This window comes from Carnobacterium sp., assembly GCF_045617425.1.
In the GTDB taxonomy this organism is placed as follows: domain Bacteria; phylum Bacillota; class Bacilli; order Lactobacillales; family Carnobacteriaceae; genus Carnobacterium_B.
The window spans coordinates 241,133-261,196 of record NZ_JAZLIO010000015.1 but is presented as its reverse complement, the minus strand read 5'-3'; the positions used below and the strand labels follow the sequence as shown (position 1 = coordinate 261,196).

Below are 20,064 nucleotides of genomic sequence, written 5' to 3'. Positions count from 1 at the left end.
TGAAAGGAACAAAAACATGAGGAAATATATAGTAGAGTATAAAGAAATTGGACTATACGCAGTTGTCGCAGTATTTATTGGACTAATCGTTGGAATGCTAGATGCCCTATTTGGAGAAGTTCTTATTCTTATCAGCAATTTTAGAGATAGTTATTCTGTATACTTAATCCCATTTCTTCCTATAGCAGGTTTGATCATTGTCTATATGTACAAAAAAATAGGTAAAAATACGAATAAAGGCATGAGTTTAGTTTTTTCCGCAGGTAATGAAGAATTGCAGGAAATTCCTAAACGAATGATCCCTTTAACGATTATTGGTACGTGGATGACACACTTGTTTGGTGGTAGTGCTGGTCGTGAAGGGGTTGCAGTTCAAATTGGTGCAACCTTTTCTCATGCAATTGGTCGAAAACTACCCTATAGAAACGCTTCAAAAATAATGTTGATTACCGGGATGGCCGCAGGGTTTGGTGGCCTATTTGAAACGCCATTTGCAGCTACCTTTTTTGCCTTAGAGGTATTAGTAGTTGGTAAATTAGAATATTTAGCGTTATTTCCTGCTCTAATCGCAGCATTTGTGGCCAGTTATGTCTCTCACTTTTTAGGCTTAGAAAAATTTTCAATTAATTTAGATGTTGCTGTAACTATGGATAGTCAAACCATTTTTAAAATGATCATCTTAGGCATGGTATTTGGGGTTGTGGGTGGAATTTTTGCTTATGTTTTAGGCTACTCAAAACAATTTATAGGAAAGAAAATCCCTGATTTAAGTAAGCGAATTTTCTTTGTAGGGATTTTAGTTAGTTTATTGCTTTTAATTTTCCATATGGGTAGATATTCGGGTCTCGGAACAAATTTAATAGCTGCTAGTTTTAGCGGAGAAAGTATTTATGGATATGATTGGCTTATAAAGTTTCTTTTAACGATCCTCACTTTGGCAGCAGGTTTTCAAGGCGGAGAAGTAACCCCTATCTTCTCGATTGGTTCTAGTTTAGGCGTTTGGCTTGCTCCTTTATTCGGTTTACCTGTAGAATTTGTCGCTGCATTAGGTTATGCAAGTGTATTTTCTTCGGCTACAAATACGCTCATTGCACCTGCACTAATCGGAGCAGAAGTTTTTGGCTTTAATTATTTACCCTATTTTCTTTTAACTGTTTGTATTTCTTATATTTTTAACGGCAATCATTCGATTTATAAAGGACAAAAGTCTATCTTTTAAAATAAATGAACGTAATCTAGTGAATTGTACAGATCATAGGAAACAAGGAAAAGGACTGACCGCTAATCGTTCAGGAGAATGGCGGTATAGAATTGGAGATTATCGCTTAATTGTCGATATCAATGACGAGACAGTCACTATTTTAATGTTAGAGATTGGCCACAGGAAAGATATTTATAAATGATTCATTAAAATTAAGTTTAGCAGATTAATAATAAAAAAAATCGACTACTTAAAAAATAGTCGATTTTTTTATTTTATTTAGATTGAGTACTTAAGAATACAATTGCATTTTCAATCCTGTCTTGTTGAGTGTCTTGAATTAGAAATTACGTCTATAGACACTTTTCATTTCTTCAGCAAGTACGTTTACAATGTGCACGTACTTGACACATAGAATCATTTATCAAGACAAATTCCAATTACAATTAATGACTAGTGGCGTTTTGATAAAATAAAGCTATCGTTTCTTTTACGTCTGCAATTGCATTGAGTAAGGATTTACTTAATTGATCCGCTACTGAAACAATATCTTCTCCATCTGTTGGGGTATTTAAAATCACGACTACATCTGAGCTTGGTTGATGGATTTGTTTGAGTAAACGTAAAATGGCATTAATTGAGTAGTGAGCACTTCTCAAACTACGAATAACTCTTAGCCGATCAAGTTCTTTCCCACCATATGAGCGGTACCCATTTTCTAATCTCGGAATAGTTATAAGTCCATTTCGTTCCCAATTTCGAATAGATTCAGAAGTAGTATCTAAAAGTAACGCTACTTCTTTTCTAGAATAGGTCCGTTTGCTGACAGTAATCTCTTCTCTCAACCATTTCTCAACAACTTTTGTAGCGGATATAGCATGAGCATATTGATTTTCTAAATTGTACAGATAATTTAAAGTTAGTTCTTCTGCCATTTTGAAATCTTCTTTTCCGCAAGCATACACAATCTCACGAGCCTTATTGCGAAGATTCCCTTGTACAATTTCACATCGAAATAATTTTCGAGCAACTTTTAATTGAAATAAATGAATATCTGAATAGACCCTATAGCCATTTTCTTGTCTTGGAACAGGAGAGATAAAGCTCCAGTCTTCGTAAACGCGAACAGTATTGGGATGGACTCCGACCAGTGTTGCAATTTCTTTTGTTTTATACATTGGTCAATCCTACCTACTTCCATTTAAAGAATTTAATCGCTCCACCTAATCCAATTATAATACATACTAGTAGAATTAAGATATGGAAAAATCCATTTGTTAAAGGCTGGCCTATACTTGCTTGTTTTAATAAATGAATTCCATGTGAAAGTGGTAAAATATCCATTATTACTTGAAAGAATCGAGGCATTGATTCATAGGGGATCGTTGCTCCTGAAAATAATAACATCGTAAAATAAGCAACTGAGCTCCAAACATTCCCTGATTTTTGGTCAGGTACTACGCTCCCAATAAAAATACCGATGCTGTACATCGCCATAGCAACAAAAAGATATGTTATTAGGAATATCGGCCAAGACCCTTTTAATTCATAATCAAATAATAGATGGTAAATAAGTGAGACTCCGATAAAGGATACTATTGCTGAAGAAAGTTGAATGAGACCTTGTACAAATAGAAGTTGCAGAGGCGATACTGGAGTCACTTGGAATCGTTTTAAGATACCTCTATGACGGTAGTCTGCAATTGTAAGAGGTAGACCCATAACTCCGGTTGCTAGTATACCAATCGTAATAACAGCAGAGTAAGATAATTCAAAATCAGAAGCACCAGTCAAACCTTCCTTACTTAGTAAGTAGCCAAATAGCGTAGCTAAAATAATAGGGAAGCAAATACCAAATATAAGAATATCAATGCCTCTCCAAACAAGTTTCCCTTCAGTTTTTAATAAAGTTAAAAATGTATTCATGACCAGTTCTCCTCTCCTGAAAAGTATAGGTATGCGTCTTCAAGTGTGGATTTATTACTTGCAAGAATTGCCTCGGTGATTGTGCCATAAAAGACTGTTTTTCCTTCTTTTAAAATTAAAATTTTATCACATAATGCCTCAACCTCATCCATGTAGTGTGAGGTTAGGACAATCGATAATCCTTTTTCTTTCATAGAGACTAACTGTTTCCAAAGCATACGACGAGCCATAGTATCTAGTCCTGTTGTGAGTTCATCTAGGAAAACAAGTTTAGGTTTTGGAATCAATGCTAACAGCACTGCTAAACGCTGCCGTTCTCCTCCTGAAAGAGATTCCACGAGCTGAGATTCCTTTCCAGTTAAGCCAAATGTTTGCAAAAGTAGCGCTACATCATTGGTTTGATTATACAGCGATTCCCATTGCTCACATGCTTCTTGAACCTTTAGTTTGTCTTGGAAATTTGTTTCTTGAAACTGTACACCCACCTCTTGAAAAACTTCCTTGCGATTAACAATAGGTGACTTTCCAAAGATAGTAAGCTCTTCATGCGTACTATTCTCAATGCCAAGAACTGCTGCAATAGTAGAAGACTTTCCAGCTCCATTTGATCCGAGTAAACCAAGAACCGCACCAGGTTGTAAGCTAAAATTAATGTTGTCGACTACTTGTTTAGTACCATATGTTACCGATAAATTTTTTACGGATAAGACCAAATTTTTTTCCTCCTATATAAGACTTAGTAAACTATTGTATCAGAATAACAATGGGGTGGTGTTATATTGGAGGGTTTATATTATGTTATGTAATTAATATTTTTGAATTTATAACTAGCTAAAAACACATGAATTTACATAAAGTCATGTATTGTAAAACAGGAGCTCTAACACTTTTAATTATAGTGTTAGAGCTCCTGTTTAGTTAATTTATATGATTTTTAGCGATTTTATAGATGGTTTCTTTATCTCTTTTTCCAATAACAAAAACTTGAATCACTTCAAAATTAAGAAAAAGGAGGATTATATATGAATTTTAAGTTATTATCTGTCACTCAAGAAGATCTGACAGAATACAAAAATGATTTACAAGATGCTTTTCAAAAGGGAGCAGCAGCGGAGTTTACTGATTTAGACACAGAAATACTTACTGAAAAGGAAATTGACAAAGTATTATCAAAAACAGGAACAGTTGCTTACAAAGCGATTGTGGATGGAGAAATGATTGGCGGTGCAATTGTTTTAATTGAGGAAGAAACACAGCACAATCATCTTGATTTTCTCTATGTAAAATATGAAACGCAGATTCGTGGTGTTGGGCAAGCTATTTGGAATGAGATTGAAAAATTACAACCTGAAACAAAGGTTTGGGAAACCCTTATTCCATACTTTGAAAAGAGAAATATCCATTTTTATGTGAATCACTGTGGTTTTCACATAGTTGAATTCTTTAATCCATATCACAAAGATCCAAATATCTCTGAAGATATGGTGGGAGCTGATTATTGCTTCCGTTTTGAAAAGAAAATGATGTGAAGAAAAATAATTTTATCCAATACATGAAATTAGATAAAGTAATGTATTCAGAACGTCGTTTTAACAAAAGTTTTTTTATAAGTACGTCTATTACTACTGATGACAAATCCAATTAGTAAAAAAGGGACAGAGTATATAACGCACTCGATCCCCTTGTAGCTATTATTTAAACGATTTTTTAGTTTTTCATAATGAATATTATAATAAACTCACTTTTATTCTTCTTTGTAGCTAAAGTTTTCAATATTACCACTCTTTAACTATTTTTTCTATATATTCTAACGCACTCTGAGTCCCTTTTTCTTTATCAAGAATATTCTTAACCAAGTCAGCATTTTTTCTAGTTTCTTTTTCTTCCATTTGTTTAAATCTACTGATTAATGCATCTACTTCAATGTCTTTTTCATTTAAAGGCTTTAAACTATATCCTTTTTTATACAATAAATTAGCCCAGAAAGGTTGATCTACAGCAAAGGGAATAATCATTTGTGGTTTACCACTCTTTAAAGCTGTTGCCATTGTACCAACACCGCCATGATGAACGATTCCTTTGGCCAATGGGAATAATAAAGTATGAGGGGCTGCATGAATTGCTAAAAAATGATTATCCTTTTCTAAAGGGATTCCGCTTGTTCCTGTAAGTACAATGCCACGGTTACCAGTTTTTATTAATGCTTGTTTAAGTTTATTTCTAAAGTCAAGAGGATCTTTAAGTGGCGTGCTACTGAAAGATATAACGATAGGCTTACTACCTTCATTTATGAATTGTTTTATTAAAGTATCGAGGTGTAACTCATCTGTATCAAGATAAAAAAAACCTGGTAAAAAGATATTATTTCCCCAACTTTTTACATCTTCAAAAAGCATGGGATTAAGGGGATAAATGATGGGTATTTTATTTCCTTCTATTGCCAGATTATATATACCAGCTTTTCTTTTAGGTAATTTTAAAGTCTTTTCTCTGAAATCATTCACTTCTTTCATATTTGATCTTTCCGCATTTGACATCACGGTATAAGTAAATTTGTTTAATACCCTCCCAAAGTTTTTATTGGTTGAAATAATTAGATTAGGGAATTCTTCTATAGGATAAACAACAGGTATAAGTGGCATATTAATACAAGGTATTCCTAAAGCAAATGCCATATCGGGTGCTCCAAAAGCTTTTGGGTGATAGATTAGAACGTCAGCATTCTGTGCACCTTCCCAAAATTGATCCAGTGTCTTTCTAAACGCTGGGTTTACTACTTTTTTCACGTAATTTTTAGTTATTAGGGGGTGTTTCAAAGCACTATTATAAATAAATTTACCTTCATCTGATTCAAGCATGGCCATTAAATCACTTTCAACTTCTTTAAATTCAACACCGTTTTCTTTTACTAGTTTTTCAAATGTTTTACCCGTACAAATAAGAGCACTATGTCCATATTGTGTAGCTTTTTTAGCAAGTGCTATATAGGGTTGCACATCTCCTCTAGATCCTAAAGCAAAAAATACCAATCTCATACTCCGACCCTCTTTCAATTTTTTGATATAAAAAGTGCCTGTACATACTTAATTTGATACCCTCTATTATATTTAATCTCTATCTTCTCATATAAATGTAAACCAATGACTGCTAGTTGTAAATCAAAGAATCGTTACTTTTCAATTAAAATAAGAGATAATACTAGAGATAAAATAAGCTTTTTTATCGTTGATAGGATAATTACAGTATGAAGCAAAGTTACTCTAATATGAGGCGAATTTTTTTCTTCTTTTAATTTTATATAGCTATTCCTTTGTATTACTTAAAATGAATATGAGATCAGCGAGACTTTATTGAATTTTAGATTAGGCTTTTAAATTGAAATAGTAAACTAAAAAATAGTGTGAATCCAATTATATTTATCCAAATAATTATTAGTTTAATGTATTTGAAAGTAGTAGGGCGAAGTATGTTAAAATATAAATTAGTTCTGAAAAGTTCTTAAATTACTAGTTGGTAGTAAATTTTTTGAAGAGTAGGCTTAATAGAGGAAAGGAGATGAAGGGTTGGGTTATCCAATGAATTATTTACGAACATCTTTAATACTAGTATTTTTCTTATCCGTTATTCTTTTCAAGACTCCAGTTTTTGCTGAAGAAATAGAGGAATCTACTCCATCAGGTATTCCATTTTCAAAATTAGAAACGTTTATCGATGATTATATGGAGGAATATATTGGAAAAACAACGGCTGGTGCGGGAGTAATTGTTTTAAAAAATGGAGAAACGGTGTTATCAAAAGGTTACGGAAATGCTGATATTGAAAATAAAGTTAAAATCAACCCCAATACGACCATTTTTGAATGGGCATCGGTTAGTAAACTAGTTACCTGGGCGTCTGTTATGCAAATGGTAGAGCAAGGAAAAATTGATTTGAACGAAGACATTCGAAATTATCTACCTAATGAATTTTTAACTAAACTAAAATATGATGAACCTGTCACAATGCTTCATTTGATGCATCACAACGCAGGTTTTGAAGAATGGATTTTTGATTTAGGTTATGCTGACCCAAATCAAGTGAAAAGTTTAGAAGAAGGGTTGAAAATTGCTGAACCTGCTCAAGTATATCGACCTGGTGAGGTCGTTGCCTACTCAAATTTTTCAGCAGCGTTAGCTGGTTATATCGTAGAGAGGATTAGTGGTTTACCGTTTGAAGAGTATGTAGATAAACATATTTTTACACCTCTTGGAATGAATACTGCTGAATACAATATTATCAACAATAACAATAAGGCCACAGGCTATGCTATTGTCTCACCCGAACATTTTATGGAATATCATCCTTATTATATGTCTTTATACCCGGCAGGAGGTATTAACGGAACAACCGAAGATTTAGCTAAATTTGCAGCAGCCCTCATAGCAGTTGAAAACAATTCGAATAAACTTTTTGAGAAGCCAGAAACACTACAAGAATTTTTATCAACAAGTTACACTGTTTCGAATGGGATGTCGGGTAATGCGCATGGTTTTTGGGAATATAAAGGGAAATATCGCGGATTAACACACTCGGGAAATTCTGACTCTTTCTCTACGAACTTACATATAGTCCCTAATGATCATTTTTCAGTAGTCATAACCACCAACCAAGCAAGTGAAGTCAATGTAACTTTTGGACTTACTGAAGAGCTAGTTGGTGATAACAAGGAAATTATCATAGATAAAGAATTAACAGGTGCTAAAGAATTAGAAGGCTCATATATAACTGCAAGACGTGAACATAGCAATTTCATGAATATATACTATTATTTGATGTTGCTAAAGATAAAACCTTTAAATGAAAGTGAAATCGAAATTGATCTTGCTGGAATGAAAGCTACCTATTTACAATCTGCTCCCAACCTATACGTACTTAAATATGGGAATGAAATTTTTCTTACTATGAAAGAAATGTATTTTCATAGAGATAACGGAGAGGTTACACGAATTTCAACTTCTATGAATGATTTTTTACCACTTCCAAAGGAAAGAAGTGCTTCAATTTTAGGTGCAACTGTTAGCTTAGTTGCTATTTGTTTCATATATTTTATTATTTCACCAATTACAATCTTTCTTTTTTATATTAGAAATAAGAAAAAGAAACATTTTTCACAGAAATCTACAAGATGGCATGCACTATTAAATTTTTTTGTTTTTGCCATCTTGTTAAACATAGTAGTTCTCAGTATTCGTATGCTTAATAATTATAGTCGTCCGTACTCGGACATTACCGTACAGTTTATCTTAAATTACATTTTCACCGGATTTATTATTTTGTCAATAAGTATGCTTATTATTACATGGAACAAATCAGACCTATCTAAACCTCAAAAAACTTTTTATGTGATTTCTTCCATTCTTGGCAGCCTTTTTATAGGTTTGTTAATTAACTGGCAGTTGTTTCATTAAAAATATTCAATTTATCTAAGCATATTTTGAATCAAAAATTAAACTAAGCACCATTCTTACTATAGCGTATATTAGATTTAAAAATTAAAGTATCACTTAAGTTAATAGTCTCTAATTAACATACCATCCAAATAACCCAAGTCGTCCTACTACCATTAATGACAGTAAAGCGACTTGGATATTCTAATCTAAAACTACACTATTTTCCAGTTGTAACTGTTCTTCCTTTTTATCCAACGCAAGCTGCTTTTAGTTATTTATCATTAATACATTTATGATGGTTTCATTTTCGTAATCTTCGCCTATTTTTTAGCGCGGACTTTTTTTATTTTCTGCTATATGATGCTGACACGTTACTGCTTTTAACTCGCTTGATCACGTTTACCCCATTGTCAGCCAGTTTTTCTTTAAACGTGTCAAATGTAGGTGCTGTTCGTTTGGTTTTTTCGATCTTTTCTCGAATTTTATCGTTGATTTTTTCACTTTTTTAATCAATTCCACTCCATGCGCTTGAAATTTCAAACCCTTATCCAGAGTGACGCTGTTAATGACTAAGTGATTATGAATAGGGTCTTTATCCGCATGCGTGTAAATTCGCCTGGTGTACGTTAGTGATTTATTGGTCTAATAAAGCGTTCGTTTGTTCCAGATTTGTCTCACCGGTCTTAAATGTCTGAATATGGGTGGCTTTCATTCGACTTTTGGTATAGTTGATATCACAATTCAATCCGCTTTTGACTGTAGCATGCGGTTCAGCGTAGTTAATAAATCGTGAGCAACTGGTACTACAGGCTAATTTAATTTTGGGCATGGTTCTTTTTGACTAATACAGTATTTATTAGGGTGAAACTTGCTGCAGTTAAAAAAGCTTGAATGGCCTTTTCACCTAAATCAATTGGAAGGTCATAAGAATAGTCAATCGCAATCAGGAGGATAAACATAATACTAAAAAAAAATCCAATAGACCGGCCTAAAAGCCACATTCCTTTTAATGTAACTCTTCCCATAACTAATTCAGCTCCTTTGTACGTTCTGCAATTCAGCCGTTAAGTTGGCGGCTAAATAGGGCTCCAGTTCTGCTGTATTCGTGGCTCGTGACATTTCGTTGATATTGTTTCCAATTGTGCCTGCTCGTTCCATTTTTAGTGTTACGAACTTATTTCCGTGTGCCGGATTTTGATAAAATCTGGCACACTCATTTGCAAACTTTCATTGGAGAGCGTCAATTTTTAAAATTCGTGTTCGCTCAATGTCCCACTCCATATTTTTTTCCTATCGTTCAGAAACCAAGCATACCATTAAAACGCATTCGATTTCCAATGGTATGCTTGGTTTAAGGGGCTTTTAAGCCAACCACTTCGTGGCGCAATTGACCTTGTTGGGGGACACGGTGCTCTCACAATTCCCCTGTTAACCTGGTCAAACCGTAGCCATTTTGAGCCAAAAAAGAGGGACTTATACAAAAAAACAGCTAAAAGGAAACGGCTGTTTCTCTTTTATTGCGTAGATAAGACTAAAAAACATCCGAATGTGCCCCAAATCGAATAAAGAGACAAGATTTTGAAAAGGGTAATATTTATAAAGCAACAGCCAATCGCTATTGCATCCAGAAATATGACATTCCCAACAATCGAGATAATCTTTTGTCAGCTCTAAGAGGTGAGTACGGTATTCTTTTTCAGATAAGGGCACTTCTTCAACGATCATTTGCATAACGGTTTTGAGTTTTCAAGATTAGCATTTCTTTTCTTTAGTGGTTTCAGGTCTTTTTTTGAAGTTGGTTGTCTGCTTCATTTCTAACATAAACACTAATCTCCTAAAGCATCTTTAAAAAGATCGTCAACAGAAGTGTAGCGTTTTCCAGTTCCATTTTGGACCATTTCGTCAGATTCCTTAATTGCTGCAAGGGTTTCGGTATTAAATTTTGCATGTTTGGGTTGAAATGGTAGGCCATTTTCGGCAATTATTAGTCTAAAAAAGACGTTAATAGCAGTGCTAGTGTCCATACCTAGGTAATTTAAAACGGATAGGGACTGACTTTTAACGATTTCGTCAATACGAACTTGTACGACCGCTTTTTTTGTTTCTATTTAAATCGCCTCATGATTAACTCTGATTACAAGCCGTTGTAATGCATTTATAAATATATTGTAGTTCTTTTTTATGTAAATATATGAAATTGCTTAAAATAATGTATTTAAAATTTTGTTTTATTAAGCTTCTTTTTTATCAGTATATCTAATACAATTAGTTATTCTTGTGAAAGGGAGGTGACTTATGAGAATCTTAAAAAATAATATAGCATTTAAATGGCCTATATTACTTACTTTTTAAAGATATGTTTTTGATTAAAGGAATTTTGCTAATAACTACGGTAATAAAAATACGAAAACAAACCCTAATAGTATCTTTAATTATTATACTTATTATTTTGGACATTCATAGTTGGATATAATTCTTAAATTAACTCTATACATGCTATTCTAAAAGTACATAACTAATCCGAAATTTTTTATTAAAAAGGAGGTATAAAAATTTAAAAAGAAACTGACTATTCAAAAAAATAGAATTTTTTTCTTTTTATCGAATTAATCAGTTTAATTAAATATTGGGAATATATTTTGAATAAATATAAAGTTTTATTTACATAAAAATTAAAGGAAGAGAAGGGAGGAAATTACGATGTTATCATTTTATGATGGTTTTTTTCTAAATTTATGTGTGTTGATTACTGCACTGTTTTTGTATAAAGAACTGGCTAAAAGAAAACATTTCGAAATGCAAACTGTAAGTACAGCTATTGTAAATGGTTTATTAAGCGGACTACTAGCGGTTATTTTAATGCACTTTAGTATTGAAACTAGCACAAATTCTATGATTGATCTTCGGATTATTCCATTCATGTTAGTTATTCTTTATGGAAATTGGTTATCTAGCTTTACTGCAGCTGTTCTCATTATTTTTACGAGGTTTATGATAGGTGTAAACGCATATTCAGTTAGTAATATTATTTTTATTCTTGTTTCATGGATGATTTTCTATTATTGTTTTAAAAAAATTAAAAATCGGTGGTTTTCCATTATAGGTATGCTCATTTTGAGCAACGCTGTTTATACAGTATTGACTGTTATTCTTATAGACGGTAAAGACCTTAATTTACTTTTAATATCCACCTACTGGATTATCTGTATTTTAGGAGGACTCATCTCTGTTTATATGATGGATTACTTGACTGAAACCGAGATTGTATTCAAAGAAAATAGATATCATGCTCGTACGGATCCATTGACTGGTCTAAATAATGTTCGTAGTTTTGAATTTGCGTTTAATAAAGCAAAAAATAAATTAGAAAAATCGAATGAAAATTTTTCTATTATGATTTTAGATATTGATCATTTTAAACAAGTGAATGATCAATATGGTCACTTAGAGGGCGACTTAGTATTGAAAAAATTAGCAGAAATTTTAAAAATGAGTCAAAATTCTAATGATATTATTTCTAGAAATGGTGGAGAGGAGTTTTCAGTGTTGCTCAATGGCTGTACCAATAAAGAAGCATATGAAAAAGCAGATGCATTAAGAAAAATAGTAGAAAACTCTTTTTTTATTCTAAAGAATGGCACCATATCCATTCATATTACAATTTCTATAGGTACTGCAACCTATAATGATACGACAATAGAAGTCGATCAACTTTATGACCAAGCTAATCAAGCACTTTATTTAGCAAAAAATAGTGGCAGAAATAAAGTTTGTTCTTATTCACAAGTTATTGATCTAGTTTCTGATTAAAGAAGCTCAACTTTGTATTATTGGAAATACAATTATTTTCTTAAATACTCAATATGAATAAATAGATAAAGAAAAGAATACATGAAATTAGATAGGATCGTGTATCCATAAACTTATTAAATTAAAGTTTTTTAGTGTTCTAAGTATCTTTAAAATATTTATATTGTCACCAATATGATTGGTTTAAAGGTTTGGACAAGTTCTATGTTTGATAAAATTAATTTTTATATCGCACACGATTTTTTTTGAAATGGATGACATAGAAAGTATCGGACATGATGTATTCCTAGGATGCTCTTACTTTAAATTAGTTTATGCGATTTTATAGATGCTTTTTTATTTCTTCAATAAGTAAAAATAGAGCTATTAATAGACATAAACGTTTGCTGATTGCATGAAATTGCGTAAAAACGTCGAAATAGCTGACTTTTTTTCTTACTTATCTAATCGCTGACGAAGCACTAGAGCAGAAATAGCGAATATAATGAAAGCTGTTAGTGAACCAGCAGTAGCTATCTTCAATACATTTCCTATTGGAGGGTTGAATAATAGAGCAACCGAGATAATTAAGACGGCACCAGTTAACCCCATACCTAAAATTGAGAACGCTAAAATTTTATTCATTCAATCACCACCTTGTATATAAATTTTAATTACACAGATTTTTTGATACTCAAAGGATAACATATACATGAAATTTGATAGTTTCATTTATACAGAACCTTATTAGTTCAGCATGAATTTCTATAAAAAACTATTCATAGAGATAAAATAATACTATGTTTAATATAAGTAAAGGAGTAGATCAAGGAATGAAAAACAAAGTTGTTTATTTTAGAGAATTTAATGAAAATGATTTATCAGAAGTAGTAGACCTTTATATTAAAGTATTTTCAGCTGAGCCATGGAACGATAAATTAACATACGACCAAATTACAACTTATGTTAATCAAATGACTGATTTAAATACATTTAAAGGATATATCGTTAGAGAAGAAGGCACAGCTAATTTGTTGGGTGCTGCGTTAGGTTTTATTAGACCTTGGTATATGGGAAAAGAATACCATTTAGATTCCTTTTATATTTCAAATGATTATCAAGGAAAAGGTGTAGGTACTCAATTTTTGAACTTTATCAAAGAACAATTAAAAGTTATTGATATACCCACCATCATATTAGATACCGATCGAGGCTATCCAGCTGAATACTTTTATTTGGATAATGGTTTTAAGTTTTCCGATTCATCTATTGTACTTTATGGAGATACTTCTAATGATGTTTAAAAATAGGATACATGAAATTAAATAATTTCATGTATTTAGTAAAAAATAAGAGAGGTTATTACAATGATAAAAGGAAGGTTTGTTTATTTAAGACCTATAAAAGATGAAGATATGGAAAGTATATTTCAATCATGTCAAGATGAGGATATTATGTATATGACTGGGACTCGTAAACAGTTTAAACTTGATGAAATTATTAACGCTTATAAGCAATACAGAATAGATAGTACACGTTATGACTTCGCTATTTGTCTATTAGACAATGATCAAATAATAGGTGATTTATCTATTTTGGAAATTGATCAAGATAATCATAAAGCAGGATTTAGAATTTCTTTACATAGTCAAAATACTACAAGTAAAGGTTATGGTACTGAAGCAACTAAGCTTGCACAAAAGTATGCTTTTGAAGTTCTTAAATTAAATCGTTTAGAATTAGAGGTTTTTTCTCATAATATCCGAGGCATTAAAGCATATGGAAAAGCAGGTTTTAAAATAGAAGGAATATTAAGACAAGCACATCATATCAACCAAATGTACTCTGATGAAATTATTATGGGAATACTCAAAGAAGAATATAGTAAATCTAATTTATACAATACATGAAATTAGATAAAATAATGTAATAATCATTGAATGTAAAACATTGGTTGCTAAATGTAAACTAATTAGTGCGTTACTTTTTAAGTGAAAATATAGATAATAAAGATATCAAATTAAGGAGGGAAGTATTTTGTTTTTTCTGTTTTAATTATTTAAAAATAATACATAAATATAAGGAAATTAACTATGAAAAAAATAGTAACTAAAACAATATTAATGGCTCTTTCACTATCAATCGTTGGAACAAGCTTTCCTTCCTTGCATGTGTTTGCCTCTGAAAAAATTCCAACTGTAGTATATAATGAGAACGGAGTGAAAACAGAACAATCAGAAAATGAAATTATTTTAGAAGATTCTATTACCAATGAAACTTTAGTTTTAGAATATACAAATGATGACCAAACTGGACATGTAGATACTTTACTTAAAGACTCTGATGGCAATTTGCTTATTAATGGAGAAGTAGTTATAGAGTTGATTAGTGATACAGATAGCACTTCTTCAATGAATCCGGCTGGTACTAGTTCTATTGCTGCTACTACAAGTTGGACACTTTTTAACACAAAAAAATATAAACAAAGTGTTTTAAAATCTGCTAATACAACAGCGATAGCTTTAGCCTATTTATATCCTCCTATAGGAACGGTTGCAGGGATTGTTTCAGCCATACAATCCGTATTTAATACTGGAAAACCTGCACAGAAAGAATTATATGTGCTTATTAAACAATATCACAACAATAAGGCTACTTCTCCATCTCTATATCAAATAAAAACAACATCATCTATATATAGGAAATCTAATTATACTAGTAGGGACTACTACTAGTATAAAAAGACCTTTTCAATAAATAAAATGACTAAACTTTAGGAGGATAAGAGTATATGGAACTTACAAAATTATTAAAAATTGTAGCTCTAACGGATACAGTAAGTATGATTATTCTTATCGTCGTAATCTTCCGAAACAGAGGCAACTTCCTATCCCCTACTCGTTCATAGTCTTAACCAAGAAAAAATCCCAACCATTTATGTGGTTGGGATTTTAGTATACTATGCAATTGAAACATCAGAGGTATTAATTTTTCCATTCGCTATAGCCATTTAAAATAATTATATATATTACATACATGCAGGGAATAAATATAGCAAATAGGATTATCTTTATAATCCAACTTACTGTCGAAAATATAGCCCCAATAAGTATATACAGTATAAAAAAAACAAATACGGACATGATTAACAATAAAATAATTAAAATAAAATTTTTAATTATTTTATTGTTAATCTTTAAAACAGCTGATAATATTTCTTCAAAAAAAATTAAAATGAATTCCATTTAAAAGCTCCTTTTAAAGTTCTATCCATCCATTATATATATAAATACACTAAATTATATATAAATATGTATTGAGAATCCTAATTTAGCAATTTTTTTGTATATTTACTTTTCTAAAAAAGTACTGATATAATTTTTAGCTGCAAGTGCTAATTAGTCAGTATATGTTTCTTTTAATATGAAAGTTAGCTCAAATGAGAATTTAAATATATTGCTGTACTCTCAATAGTATTTTATTGTTCTCTACCAAATGGATTGTATTATATTAAATGATTAATCTGATTTTGATTAAGATAAGTATGATTTTCTTCAAATTTATATCTAGCCTTTTTTATCACTAGTTTAAATATGTTTATGAAAGCAATATGACTTGATTTAATTGTTTCTGAATCGATTCACGTAGTTGATGAGTAATCATCAGTACAGTTAGTTCTTCATTTTCTATTAATTGTTTTTCAATTTCTAACGCACTCTTTTCATCTAAGCTAGAGGTTCCCTCGTCTAGTAGAATAATTTTTTTTCCACGAACTAAACCACGAGCGAGTGCTACGCGTTGTCGTTGTCCACCAGAAAGTAAACGACCAGCGTCGCCAATATCTGTATCAATTCCTTGAGGTAGATTTCTTACCACTTCATCTAAATTGCTAGTTTTTAATGCCTGTTGGATTTGTTCATTGGAAAATTCTTCATCTAAAGTGATATTTTCTCGGACTGTTCCTTCAAATAAATACGGGATTTGATCCATGTATAAAATATGTTCACGCAATTCCCTTCCAGATAATACACTCAATTCTTTTCCTGCAAATTGGACTGAACCATCGTAATCCATTAATTTACCATTTAGAATATTTAATAATGTTGTCTTTCCGCTACCACTTGCACCAACGATGGCATATTTTCCACCTAACTGAAATGAAAAGTCTAAATTATTCAGAACCAAGTTGTCATCATATGCATAACTTAAATTATCTAAAACAATTCCTGAGTCAACTATTTTAATTTTTTCAGTGGTTTTCTCAACAGAAGGTTCAATTGTTTCTAACTTTTTAAAAACAGGTTCAACTGAACGGATGGCAGCAATTTGTTGACTGATATTTCCCACAGTATTAAATACATTGCTGGCTAAATCCCCTGTTGCCATGATTGAACCTAGGGAGACTATCGATTGAAAGACTAAATACCCAGTTAGCCCCATAATCGAAATTTGACCCACAATATTTCCAAATGTCCCTAAAAGGGCTACTCTTGCAGTCAAATTAGTTTGTTTGTTTTTAGCATCAGCTAGTTTAAGGGACGCTTCTTCCGTATTTTTTGTTATTTTTTCTAGTAAATTAAAAGAAAAAAATGTATCAAAACCATTGAGAGTGTCTGTCACTCTGCTTAAGAATCGTTCGCTTTCTTCAGTTACTAATAAAGAGGCCCTACTGAGCACTTTTTGGTACAACATTGGTAATAGAATGGTTAAAATAGTAACAGCGAGGGTCAATAAAACAATGGACCAATGAAATATAAACATGGCAATAATTGAACTAATAGCGCTAATTATTCCTCCTAATACGGTATAAAATTGATCGAAAGCAAACGTTTCAATCGTATTTAAGTCATTGCTGAGCCAGGAAGCATATGTTCCAACTGTTTTTGTATGGAAATTTGAGTAGCTAGTCTGTTCCATTCGGTTTGTAACATCTGTTCGAATAGCAGTAGCCATTTTTTGTTTTGTTTGGCTTCTTTTATTGATTTCAATATAGGAAAAGAATAAGAACACCATAAAAATTGCCGCATTGGCTAAAATTGTCTCAAAAAATAATGTAAAATTAAGATCAACTAATGCATTTAAAGAGGAAGCCATGATTACACTCACTAATGTTAGACAAACATTAGTGAGGACTAATAAGCCAAAAATTAACAAGTTATGTTTCCAGAAACGTAATATATATTTTTTCATTTTTTTCTCCTCCTAGTCATTCTTTCACTTAGAACAAATTATTTGGTAATTATGAGGTATAAGTCTAGTTTTAAATGAAAGGATACTGTGTTGAATGTACAATTATTTTATTTGTATCTAAAGTATAAACGAACTATACTTGATTAAAATAAAGAATTGCATATATGCAATAAGTTGGGAGAAAGTATGAATTATAGCAAAACATTTAAGAAAATACGAATAGCAAAAGGCATGAAGCTAAAAGAAGCTGCTGGAAATACACTATCAATTTCTCAATTGTCTCGTTTTGAAAACGAACAATCAATGATCTCAATTGATTCATTTATTGAATTGCTAAAAAATGTGAATACCTCACCAGAAGAATATTTTTACTTATTGAGACAAGAAGAAAATGAATTAAAGAACTATTTTAATATAATAAAGAATTTGCTCAATAATAGAAAGTATGACAAACTTGAAGAGTTGGCCATTGATTTAAAAAATAAAAAACCTACATCGAATAGTTGGATGAGTTTCCTAGTATTGTTTGTAGATAGCATTATTATTCTAGATAAAGAAAAAAGAGTACTAAATCAACCGAGAGTTCTTTCTTACTTGATAAAAGTGGAAGACTGGGGAGAAATGGAATTATATATTTACGCGATTTTTGGTTTTGTATTTGATGTAGAAACAACCTATCTTTTAATGAAAACAGCGATTAAAAAAAGCCGATTATACCAATCGATTCCACAAGATATGAACCTACTATTTAGTATTTTGTCAAATAATTTTTCTACATTTCTTCTACATAAACGCTACGATTATGCAGAAGAAACTCTTGCTATTTACGAAAAAAAACTATCAGATAATACTCTATTAATTGAACCTCATTTAGATTTTTTATTTAATAAGGGGATTTTTTCTTTTACGCAAAAAAGAGAAGAAGAGGCAAAAGAGTACTGTGAACAAGTATTTGAACTTTGCCGTTTATTTAAGCTAACTGAACAAGAAGAAAACTATAGAAATCGCTATCTTATTTGGTCAAAAAGCTACTTAGATTCAGATTTTCAAGAACTAATAATCAAAATTGGATTCATACGTTAAGCGATGGGAATAAATAATGAATAAAGGCGTCTACCTGTTAATGAAATTTAGACGAAAAATCGAGACCGCTGTAAGTTTGGTATGAATAACTTTAGAAAATATATAAAATAGTTTATCGAAAATCCTATTAAATTATGTATACTCCACTTAAAAAAGCACTAAGATCCTTTGTTATATTCATTATTTATCAATACTCAGAACGTAAGGTAACAATGGCAATTTTAATCATCTTTTACTGTGATGCTTGAGTAAGCAGCTCTAAGGTGTCACGTACAGATAAGAATAACTGAAATGTTATTAGTTTTTAACAGATCCATGATAGGCTGTATATTTTCAATATCCCTCTTATACTTAATTTTAAATCCAAGTATATCTATATACATTTTCTTATAAGCTTCAAACCATATAAAGAAATTAGATTTTTCCAAATACATGAAATTACATATAGTCATGTATTTCAAACCTTGATTTGTTGAGGTTGTTTATGCATGGCTGAAAAAGGACAGAGAGAGCAGACACAGTAAAGGTCGAAATCACGGTCTTTTTAAATGACTAACTCTATGATACACTTTAAAAATATAATTTTATAAGGGGTGAACTTAATGTCTATAGCCTAATTTGCCAGCAAGGTAAATAGCTCTGTTGGCAAACACTTTCAAAGAAAATGTAATTTTATTAACAACATTTGAAGGGTGGAACCAACATGAAGAATAATATTAAAGATCTTAACGAAAACAAAGAAATAGAAAGTATTATAAAAATTTGGCTTAATTCTAATCTAGAAGCTCATAGCTTTATTCCAGCTGATTATTGGCACGAAAATTATGATGAAGTAAAAAGACTGCTACCTCAATCTGATTTAAGAGTATATCAAAAAAATGAAAACCCCATTGGCTTCATAGGTATTATGGATGGATTTATTGCAGGAATTTTTGTGGACAGTGATTACCGTTCTCAAGGGATAGGACTTGCTCTTTTAGAAGATGCAAAAAATAGATATAACAGTTTATCATTAGAAGTATACGAGAAAAATCAAGGTGCTGTTAGATTTTATCAAAGAAATGGATTTGAAATCATTTCTTCTGAAATAGATGTTATTAATAAAGAGATTGAATATCACATGACTTGGAATAAAAACAACTTTTTTTAATTAGATTAAAAACTCATTTAAAATATTATAGTCGTTGATTTTATAAGGATAGAGTGTCTTTTAAACTCTATCCTTTTTTGTATATTTCAGTCAAATTTAAAAATAGCATATCTATCCTCTATAAAGTCTTTTTGACGTTTTTTTCACTCTAAATATAATTCAACACACGAAATTATATAAAATCATGTATTAAGAAATAAGAGCTCTAGCACTTTTTGTTATAGTGTTAGAGCTCTTATTTCTGTTTTTTTTAAGTGGATTATAGCCAATTTTTTATTTTATTCAACACGTGTATT

20 protein-coding genes and 1 pseudogene are annotated in these 20,064 nt (G+C 31.2%); 10 read left to right on the top strand and 11 right to left on the bottom strand.

What is annotated here, in order from left to right; all coding sequences use genetic code 11:
- Nucleotides 1-16: 16 nt before the first annotated feature.
- Both ACKI3H_RS08690 and ACKI3H_RS08685 read left to right on the top strand, forming a co-directional pair.
- A complete protein-coding gene (locus tag ACKI3H_RS08690) occupies nt 17-1,219 on the top strand; it encodes a chloride channel protein (protein WP_407371877.1) in 1,203 nt (400 codons plus the stop codon).
- A complete protein-coding gene (locus ACKI3H_RS08685; protein ID WP_407371962.1) occupies nt 1,167-1,403 on the top strand; it encodes a type II toxin-antitoxin system RelE family toxin in 237 nt (78 codons plus the stop codon). Before ACKI3H_RS08690 ends, ACKI3H_RS08685 begins: the two co-directional genes overlap by 53 nt.
- A gap of 244 nt (nt 1,404-1,647) precedes the next feature.
- Here ACKI3H_RS08685 and ACKI3H_RS08680 read toward each other — a convergent pair whose 3' ends face one another.
- From ACKI3H_RS08680 to ACKI3H_RS08670, 3 genes are read right to left on the bottom strand one after another with little or no spacing between them, the layout of a single operon-like run.
- Nucleotides 1,648-2,379, bottom strand: a complete 732-nt coding sequence (locus ACKI3H_RS08680) for a MerR family transcriptional regulator (protein WP_407371876.1) — start codon at nt 2,377-2,379, stop codon at nt 1,648-1,650.
- Nucleotides 2,380-2,392: 13 nt separating this feature from the next.
- Nucleotides 2,393-3,127 (bottom strand): ABC transporter permease, encoded by a 735-nt coding sequence (locus ACKI3H_RS08675; protein ID WP_407371875.1) that lies wholly within the window; start codon nt 3,125-3,127, stop codon nt 2,393-2,395.
- Complete coding sequence (locus tag ACKI3H_RS08670) at nt 3,124-3,840, bottom strand: ABC transporter ATP-binding protein (RefSeq protein ID WP_407371874.1); 717 nt, start codon at nt 3,838-3,840, stop codon at nt 3,124-3,126. Before ACKI3H_RS08670 ends, ACKI3H_RS08675 begins: the two co-directional genes overlap by 4 nt.
- Nucleotides 3,841-4,149: 309 nt before the next feature.
- On the opposite strand from ACKI3H_RS08670, the gene ACKI3H_RS08665 reads away from it, so the two are divergent.
- Nucleotides 4,150-4,656 (top strand): GNAT family N-acetyltransferase, encoded by a 507-nt coding sequence (locus ACKI3H_RS08665; RefSeq protein ID WP_407371873.1) that lies wholly within the window; start codon nt 4,150-4,152, stop codon nt 4,654-4,656.
- A gap of 246 nt (nt 4,657-4,902) precedes the next feature.
- Here the strand turns inward: ACKI3H_RS08665 and ACKI3H_RS08660 are convergent, their stop codons facing one another.
- Complete coding sequence (locus ACKI3H_RS08660; protein WP_407371872.1) at nt 4,903-6,162, bottom strand: glycosyltransferase; 1,260 nt, start codon at nt 6,160-6,162, stop codon at nt 4,903-4,905.
- A gap of 540 nt (nt 6,163-6,702) precedes the next feature.
- Between ACKI3H_RS08660 and ACKI3H_RS08655 the strand changes: the two genes are divergently transcribed.
- On the top strand, nt 6,703-8,574 hold the full coding sequence (locus ACKI3H_RS08655; protein WP_407371871.1) for a serine hydrolase domain-containing protein: 1,872 nt from the start codon (nt 6,703-6,705) through the stop codon (nt 8,572-8,574).
- A gap of 381 nt (nt 8,575-8,955) precedes the next feature.
- Here the strand turns inward: ACKI3H_RS08655 and ACKI3H_RS08650 are convergent, their stop codons facing one another.
- The 5 genes and pseudogenes from ACKI3H_RS08650 to ACKI3H_RS08630 form a co-directional block, all read right to left on the bottom strand.
- A complete protein-coding gene (locus ACKI3H_RS08650; protein WP_407371961.1) occupies nt 8,956-9,123 on the bottom strand; it encodes a hypothetical protein in 168 nt (55 codons plus the stop codon).
- 248 nt (nt 9,124-9,371) lie between these two features.
- Complete coding sequence (locus ACKI3H_RS08645) at nt 9,372-9,581, bottom strand: hypothetical protein (RefSeq protein WP_407371870.1); 210 nt, start codon at nt 9,579-9,581, stop codon at nt 9,372-9,374.
- A gap of 7 nt (nt 9,582-9,588) precedes the next feature.
- A complete protein-coding gene (locus ACKI3H_RS08640; RefSeq protein WP_407371869.1) occupies nt 9,589-9,714 on the bottom strand; it encodes a hypothetical protein in 126 nt (41 codons plus the stop codon).
- Between the two features lie 315 nt (nt 9,715-10,029).
- Nucleotides 10,030-10,290, bottom strand: a pseudogene (locus ACKI3H_RS08635) (type II toxin-antitoxin system YafQ family toxin); the annotation flags it as partial.
- 92 nt (nt 10,291-10,382) lie between these two features.
- A complete protein-coding gene (locus ACKI3H_RS08630; RefSeq protein WP_407371960.1) occupies nt 10,383-10,664 on the bottom strand; it encodes a type II toxin-antitoxin system RelB/DinJ family antitoxin in 282 nt (93 codons plus the stop codon).
- 592 nt (nt 10,665-11,256) lie between these two features.
- Between ACKI3H_RS08630 and ACKI3H_RS08625 the strand changes: the two genes are divergently transcribed.
- Nucleotides 11,257-12,366, top strand: a complete 1,110-nt coding sequence (locus ACKI3H_RS08625) for a GGDEF domain-containing protein (protein ID WP_407371868.1) — start codon at nt 11,257-11,259, stop codon at nt 12,364-12,366.
- A gap of 435 nt (nt 12,367-12,801) precedes the next feature.
- On the opposite strand, the gene ACKI3H_RS08620 is transcribed toward ACKI3H_RS08625, so the two are convergent.
- The gene (locus ACKI3H_RS08620; protein WP_407371867.1) at nt 12,802-12,990 is read right to left on the bottom strand and encodes a hypothetical protein; all 189 of its coding nucleotides are present in this window, start codon (nt 12,988-12,990) and stop codon (nt 12,802-12,804) included.
- Nucleotides 12,991-13,178: 188 nt separating this feature from the next.
- On the opposite strand from ACKI3H_RS08620, the gene ACKI3H_RS08615 reads away from it, so the two are divergent.
- The 3 genes from ACKI3H_RS08615 (at nt 13,179) to ACKI3H_RS08605 (ending at nt 15,080) form a co-directional block, all read left to right on the top strand.
- On the top strand, nt 13,179-13,649 hold the full coding sequence (locus ACKI3H_RS08615) for a GNAT family N-acetyltransferase (protein ID WP_407371866.1): 471 nt from the start codon (nt 13,179-13,181) through the stop codon (nt 13,647-13,649).
- 63 nt (nt 13,650-13,712) lie between these two features.
- Nucleotides 13,713-14,255 (top strand): GNAT family N-acetyltransferase, encoded by a 543-nt coding sequence (locus ACKI3H_RS08610; RefSeq protein WP_407371865.1) that lies wholly within the window; start codon nt 13,713-13,715, stop codon nt 14,253-14,255.
- Between the two features lie 183 nt (nt 14,256-14,438).
- Entirely contained in the window at nt 14,439-15,080 is a 642-nt protein-coding gene (locus tag ACKI3H_RS08605; protein WP_407371864.1) for a hypothetical protein, read from the top strand.
- Between the two features lie 862 nt (nt 15,081-15,942).
- On the opposite strand, the gene ACKI3H_RS08600 is transcribed toward ACKI3H_RS08605, so the two are convergent.
- Entirely contained in the window at nt 15,943-17,535 is a 1,593-nt protein-coding gene (locus ACKI3H_RS08600; RefSeq protein WP_407371863.1) for an ABC transporter ATP-binding protein, read from the bottom strand.
- Between the two features lie 186 nt (nt 17,536-17,721).
- Here ACKI3H_RS08600 and ACKI3H_RS08595 point away from each other — a divergent pair, with 186 nt between their 5' ends.
- Both ACKI3H_RS08595 and ACKI3H_RS08590 read left to right on the top strand, forming a co-directional pair.
- Nucleotides 17,722-18,618, top strand: a complete 897-nt coding sequence (locus tag ACKI3H_RS08595) for a helix-turn-helix domain-containing protein (RefSeq protein ID WP_407371862.1) — start codon at nt 17,722-17,724, stop codon at nt 18,616-18,618.
- A gap of 703 nt (nt 18,619-19,321) precedes the next feature.
- Entirely contained in the window at nt 19,322-19,768 is a 447-nt protein-coding gene (locus tag ACKI3H_RS08590; RefSeq protein ID WP_407371861.1) for a GNAT family N-acetyltransferase, read from the top strand.
- Nucleotides 19,769-20,064 lie beyond the last annotated feature (296 nt).

Bases quoted from the DNA above. Each gene is read 5' to 3' on its own strand.
- ACKI3H_RS08595 (WP_407371862.1), top strand. From the start codon at position 17,722: ATGAATTATAGCAAAACATTTAAGAAAATACGAATAGCAAAAGGCATG.
- ACKI3H_RS08610 (WP_407371865.1), top strand. From the start codon at position 13,713: ATGATAAAAGGAAGGTTTGTTTATTTAAGACCTATAAAAGATGAAGAT.
- ACKI3H_RS08615 (WP_407371866.1), top strand. From the start codon at position 13,179: ATGAAAAACAAAGTTGTTTATTTTAGAGAATTTAATGAAAATGATTTA.
- ACKI3H_RS08590 (WP_407371861.1), top strand. From the start codon at position 19,322: ATGAAGAATAATATTAAAGATCTTAACGAAAACAAAGAAATAGAAAGT.
- ACKI3H_RS08640 (WP_407371869.1), bottom strand. From the start codon at position 9,714: ATGGAACGAGCAGGCACAATTGGAAACAATATCAACGAAATGTCACGA.
- ACKI3H_RS08645 (WP_407371870.1), bottom strand. From the start codon at position 9,581: ATGGGAAGAGTTACATTAAAAGGAATGTGGCTTTTAGGCCGGTCTATT.
- ACKI3H_RS08690 (WP_407371877.1), top strand. From the start codon at position 17: ATGAGGAAATATATAGTAGAGTATAAAGAAATTGGACTATACGCAGTT.
- ACKI3H_RS08600 (WP_407371863.1), bottom strand. From the start codon at position 17,535: ATGAAAAAATATATATTACGTTTCTGGAAACATAACTTGTTAATTTTT.
- ACKI3H_RS08620 (WP_407371867.1), bottom strand. From the start codon at position 12,990: ATGAATAAAATTTTAGCGTTCTCAATTTTAGGTATGGGGTTAACTGGT.
- ACKI3H_RS08665 (WP_407371873.1), top strand. From the start codon at position 4,150: ATGAATTTTAAGTTATTATCTGTCACTCAAGAAGATCTGACAGAATAC.
- ACKI3H_RS08655 (WP_407371871.1), top strand. From the start codon at position 6,703: ATGAATTATTTACGAACATCTTTAATACTAGTATTTTTCTTATCCGTT.
- ACKI3H_RS08680 (WP_407371876.1), bottom strand. From the start codon at position 2,379: ATGTATAAAACAAAAGAAATTGCAACACTGGTCGGAGTCCATCCCAAT.
- ACKI3H_RS08660 (WP_407371872.1), bottom strand. From the start codon at position 6,162: ATGAGATTGGTATTTTTTGCTTTAGGATCTAGAGGAGATGTGCAACCC.
- ACKI3H_RS08675 (WP_407371875.1), bottom strand. From the start codon at position 3,127: ATGAATACATTTTTAACTTTATTAAAAACTGAAGGGAAACTTGTTTGG.
- ACKI3H_RS08605 (WP_407371864.1), top strand. From the start codon at position 14,439: ATGAAAAAAATAGTAACTAAAACAATATTAATGGCTCTTTCACTATCA.
- ACKI3H_RS08625 (WP_407371868.1), top strand. From the start codon at position 11,257: ATGTTATCATTTTATGATGGTTTTTTTCTAAATTTATGTGTGTTGATT.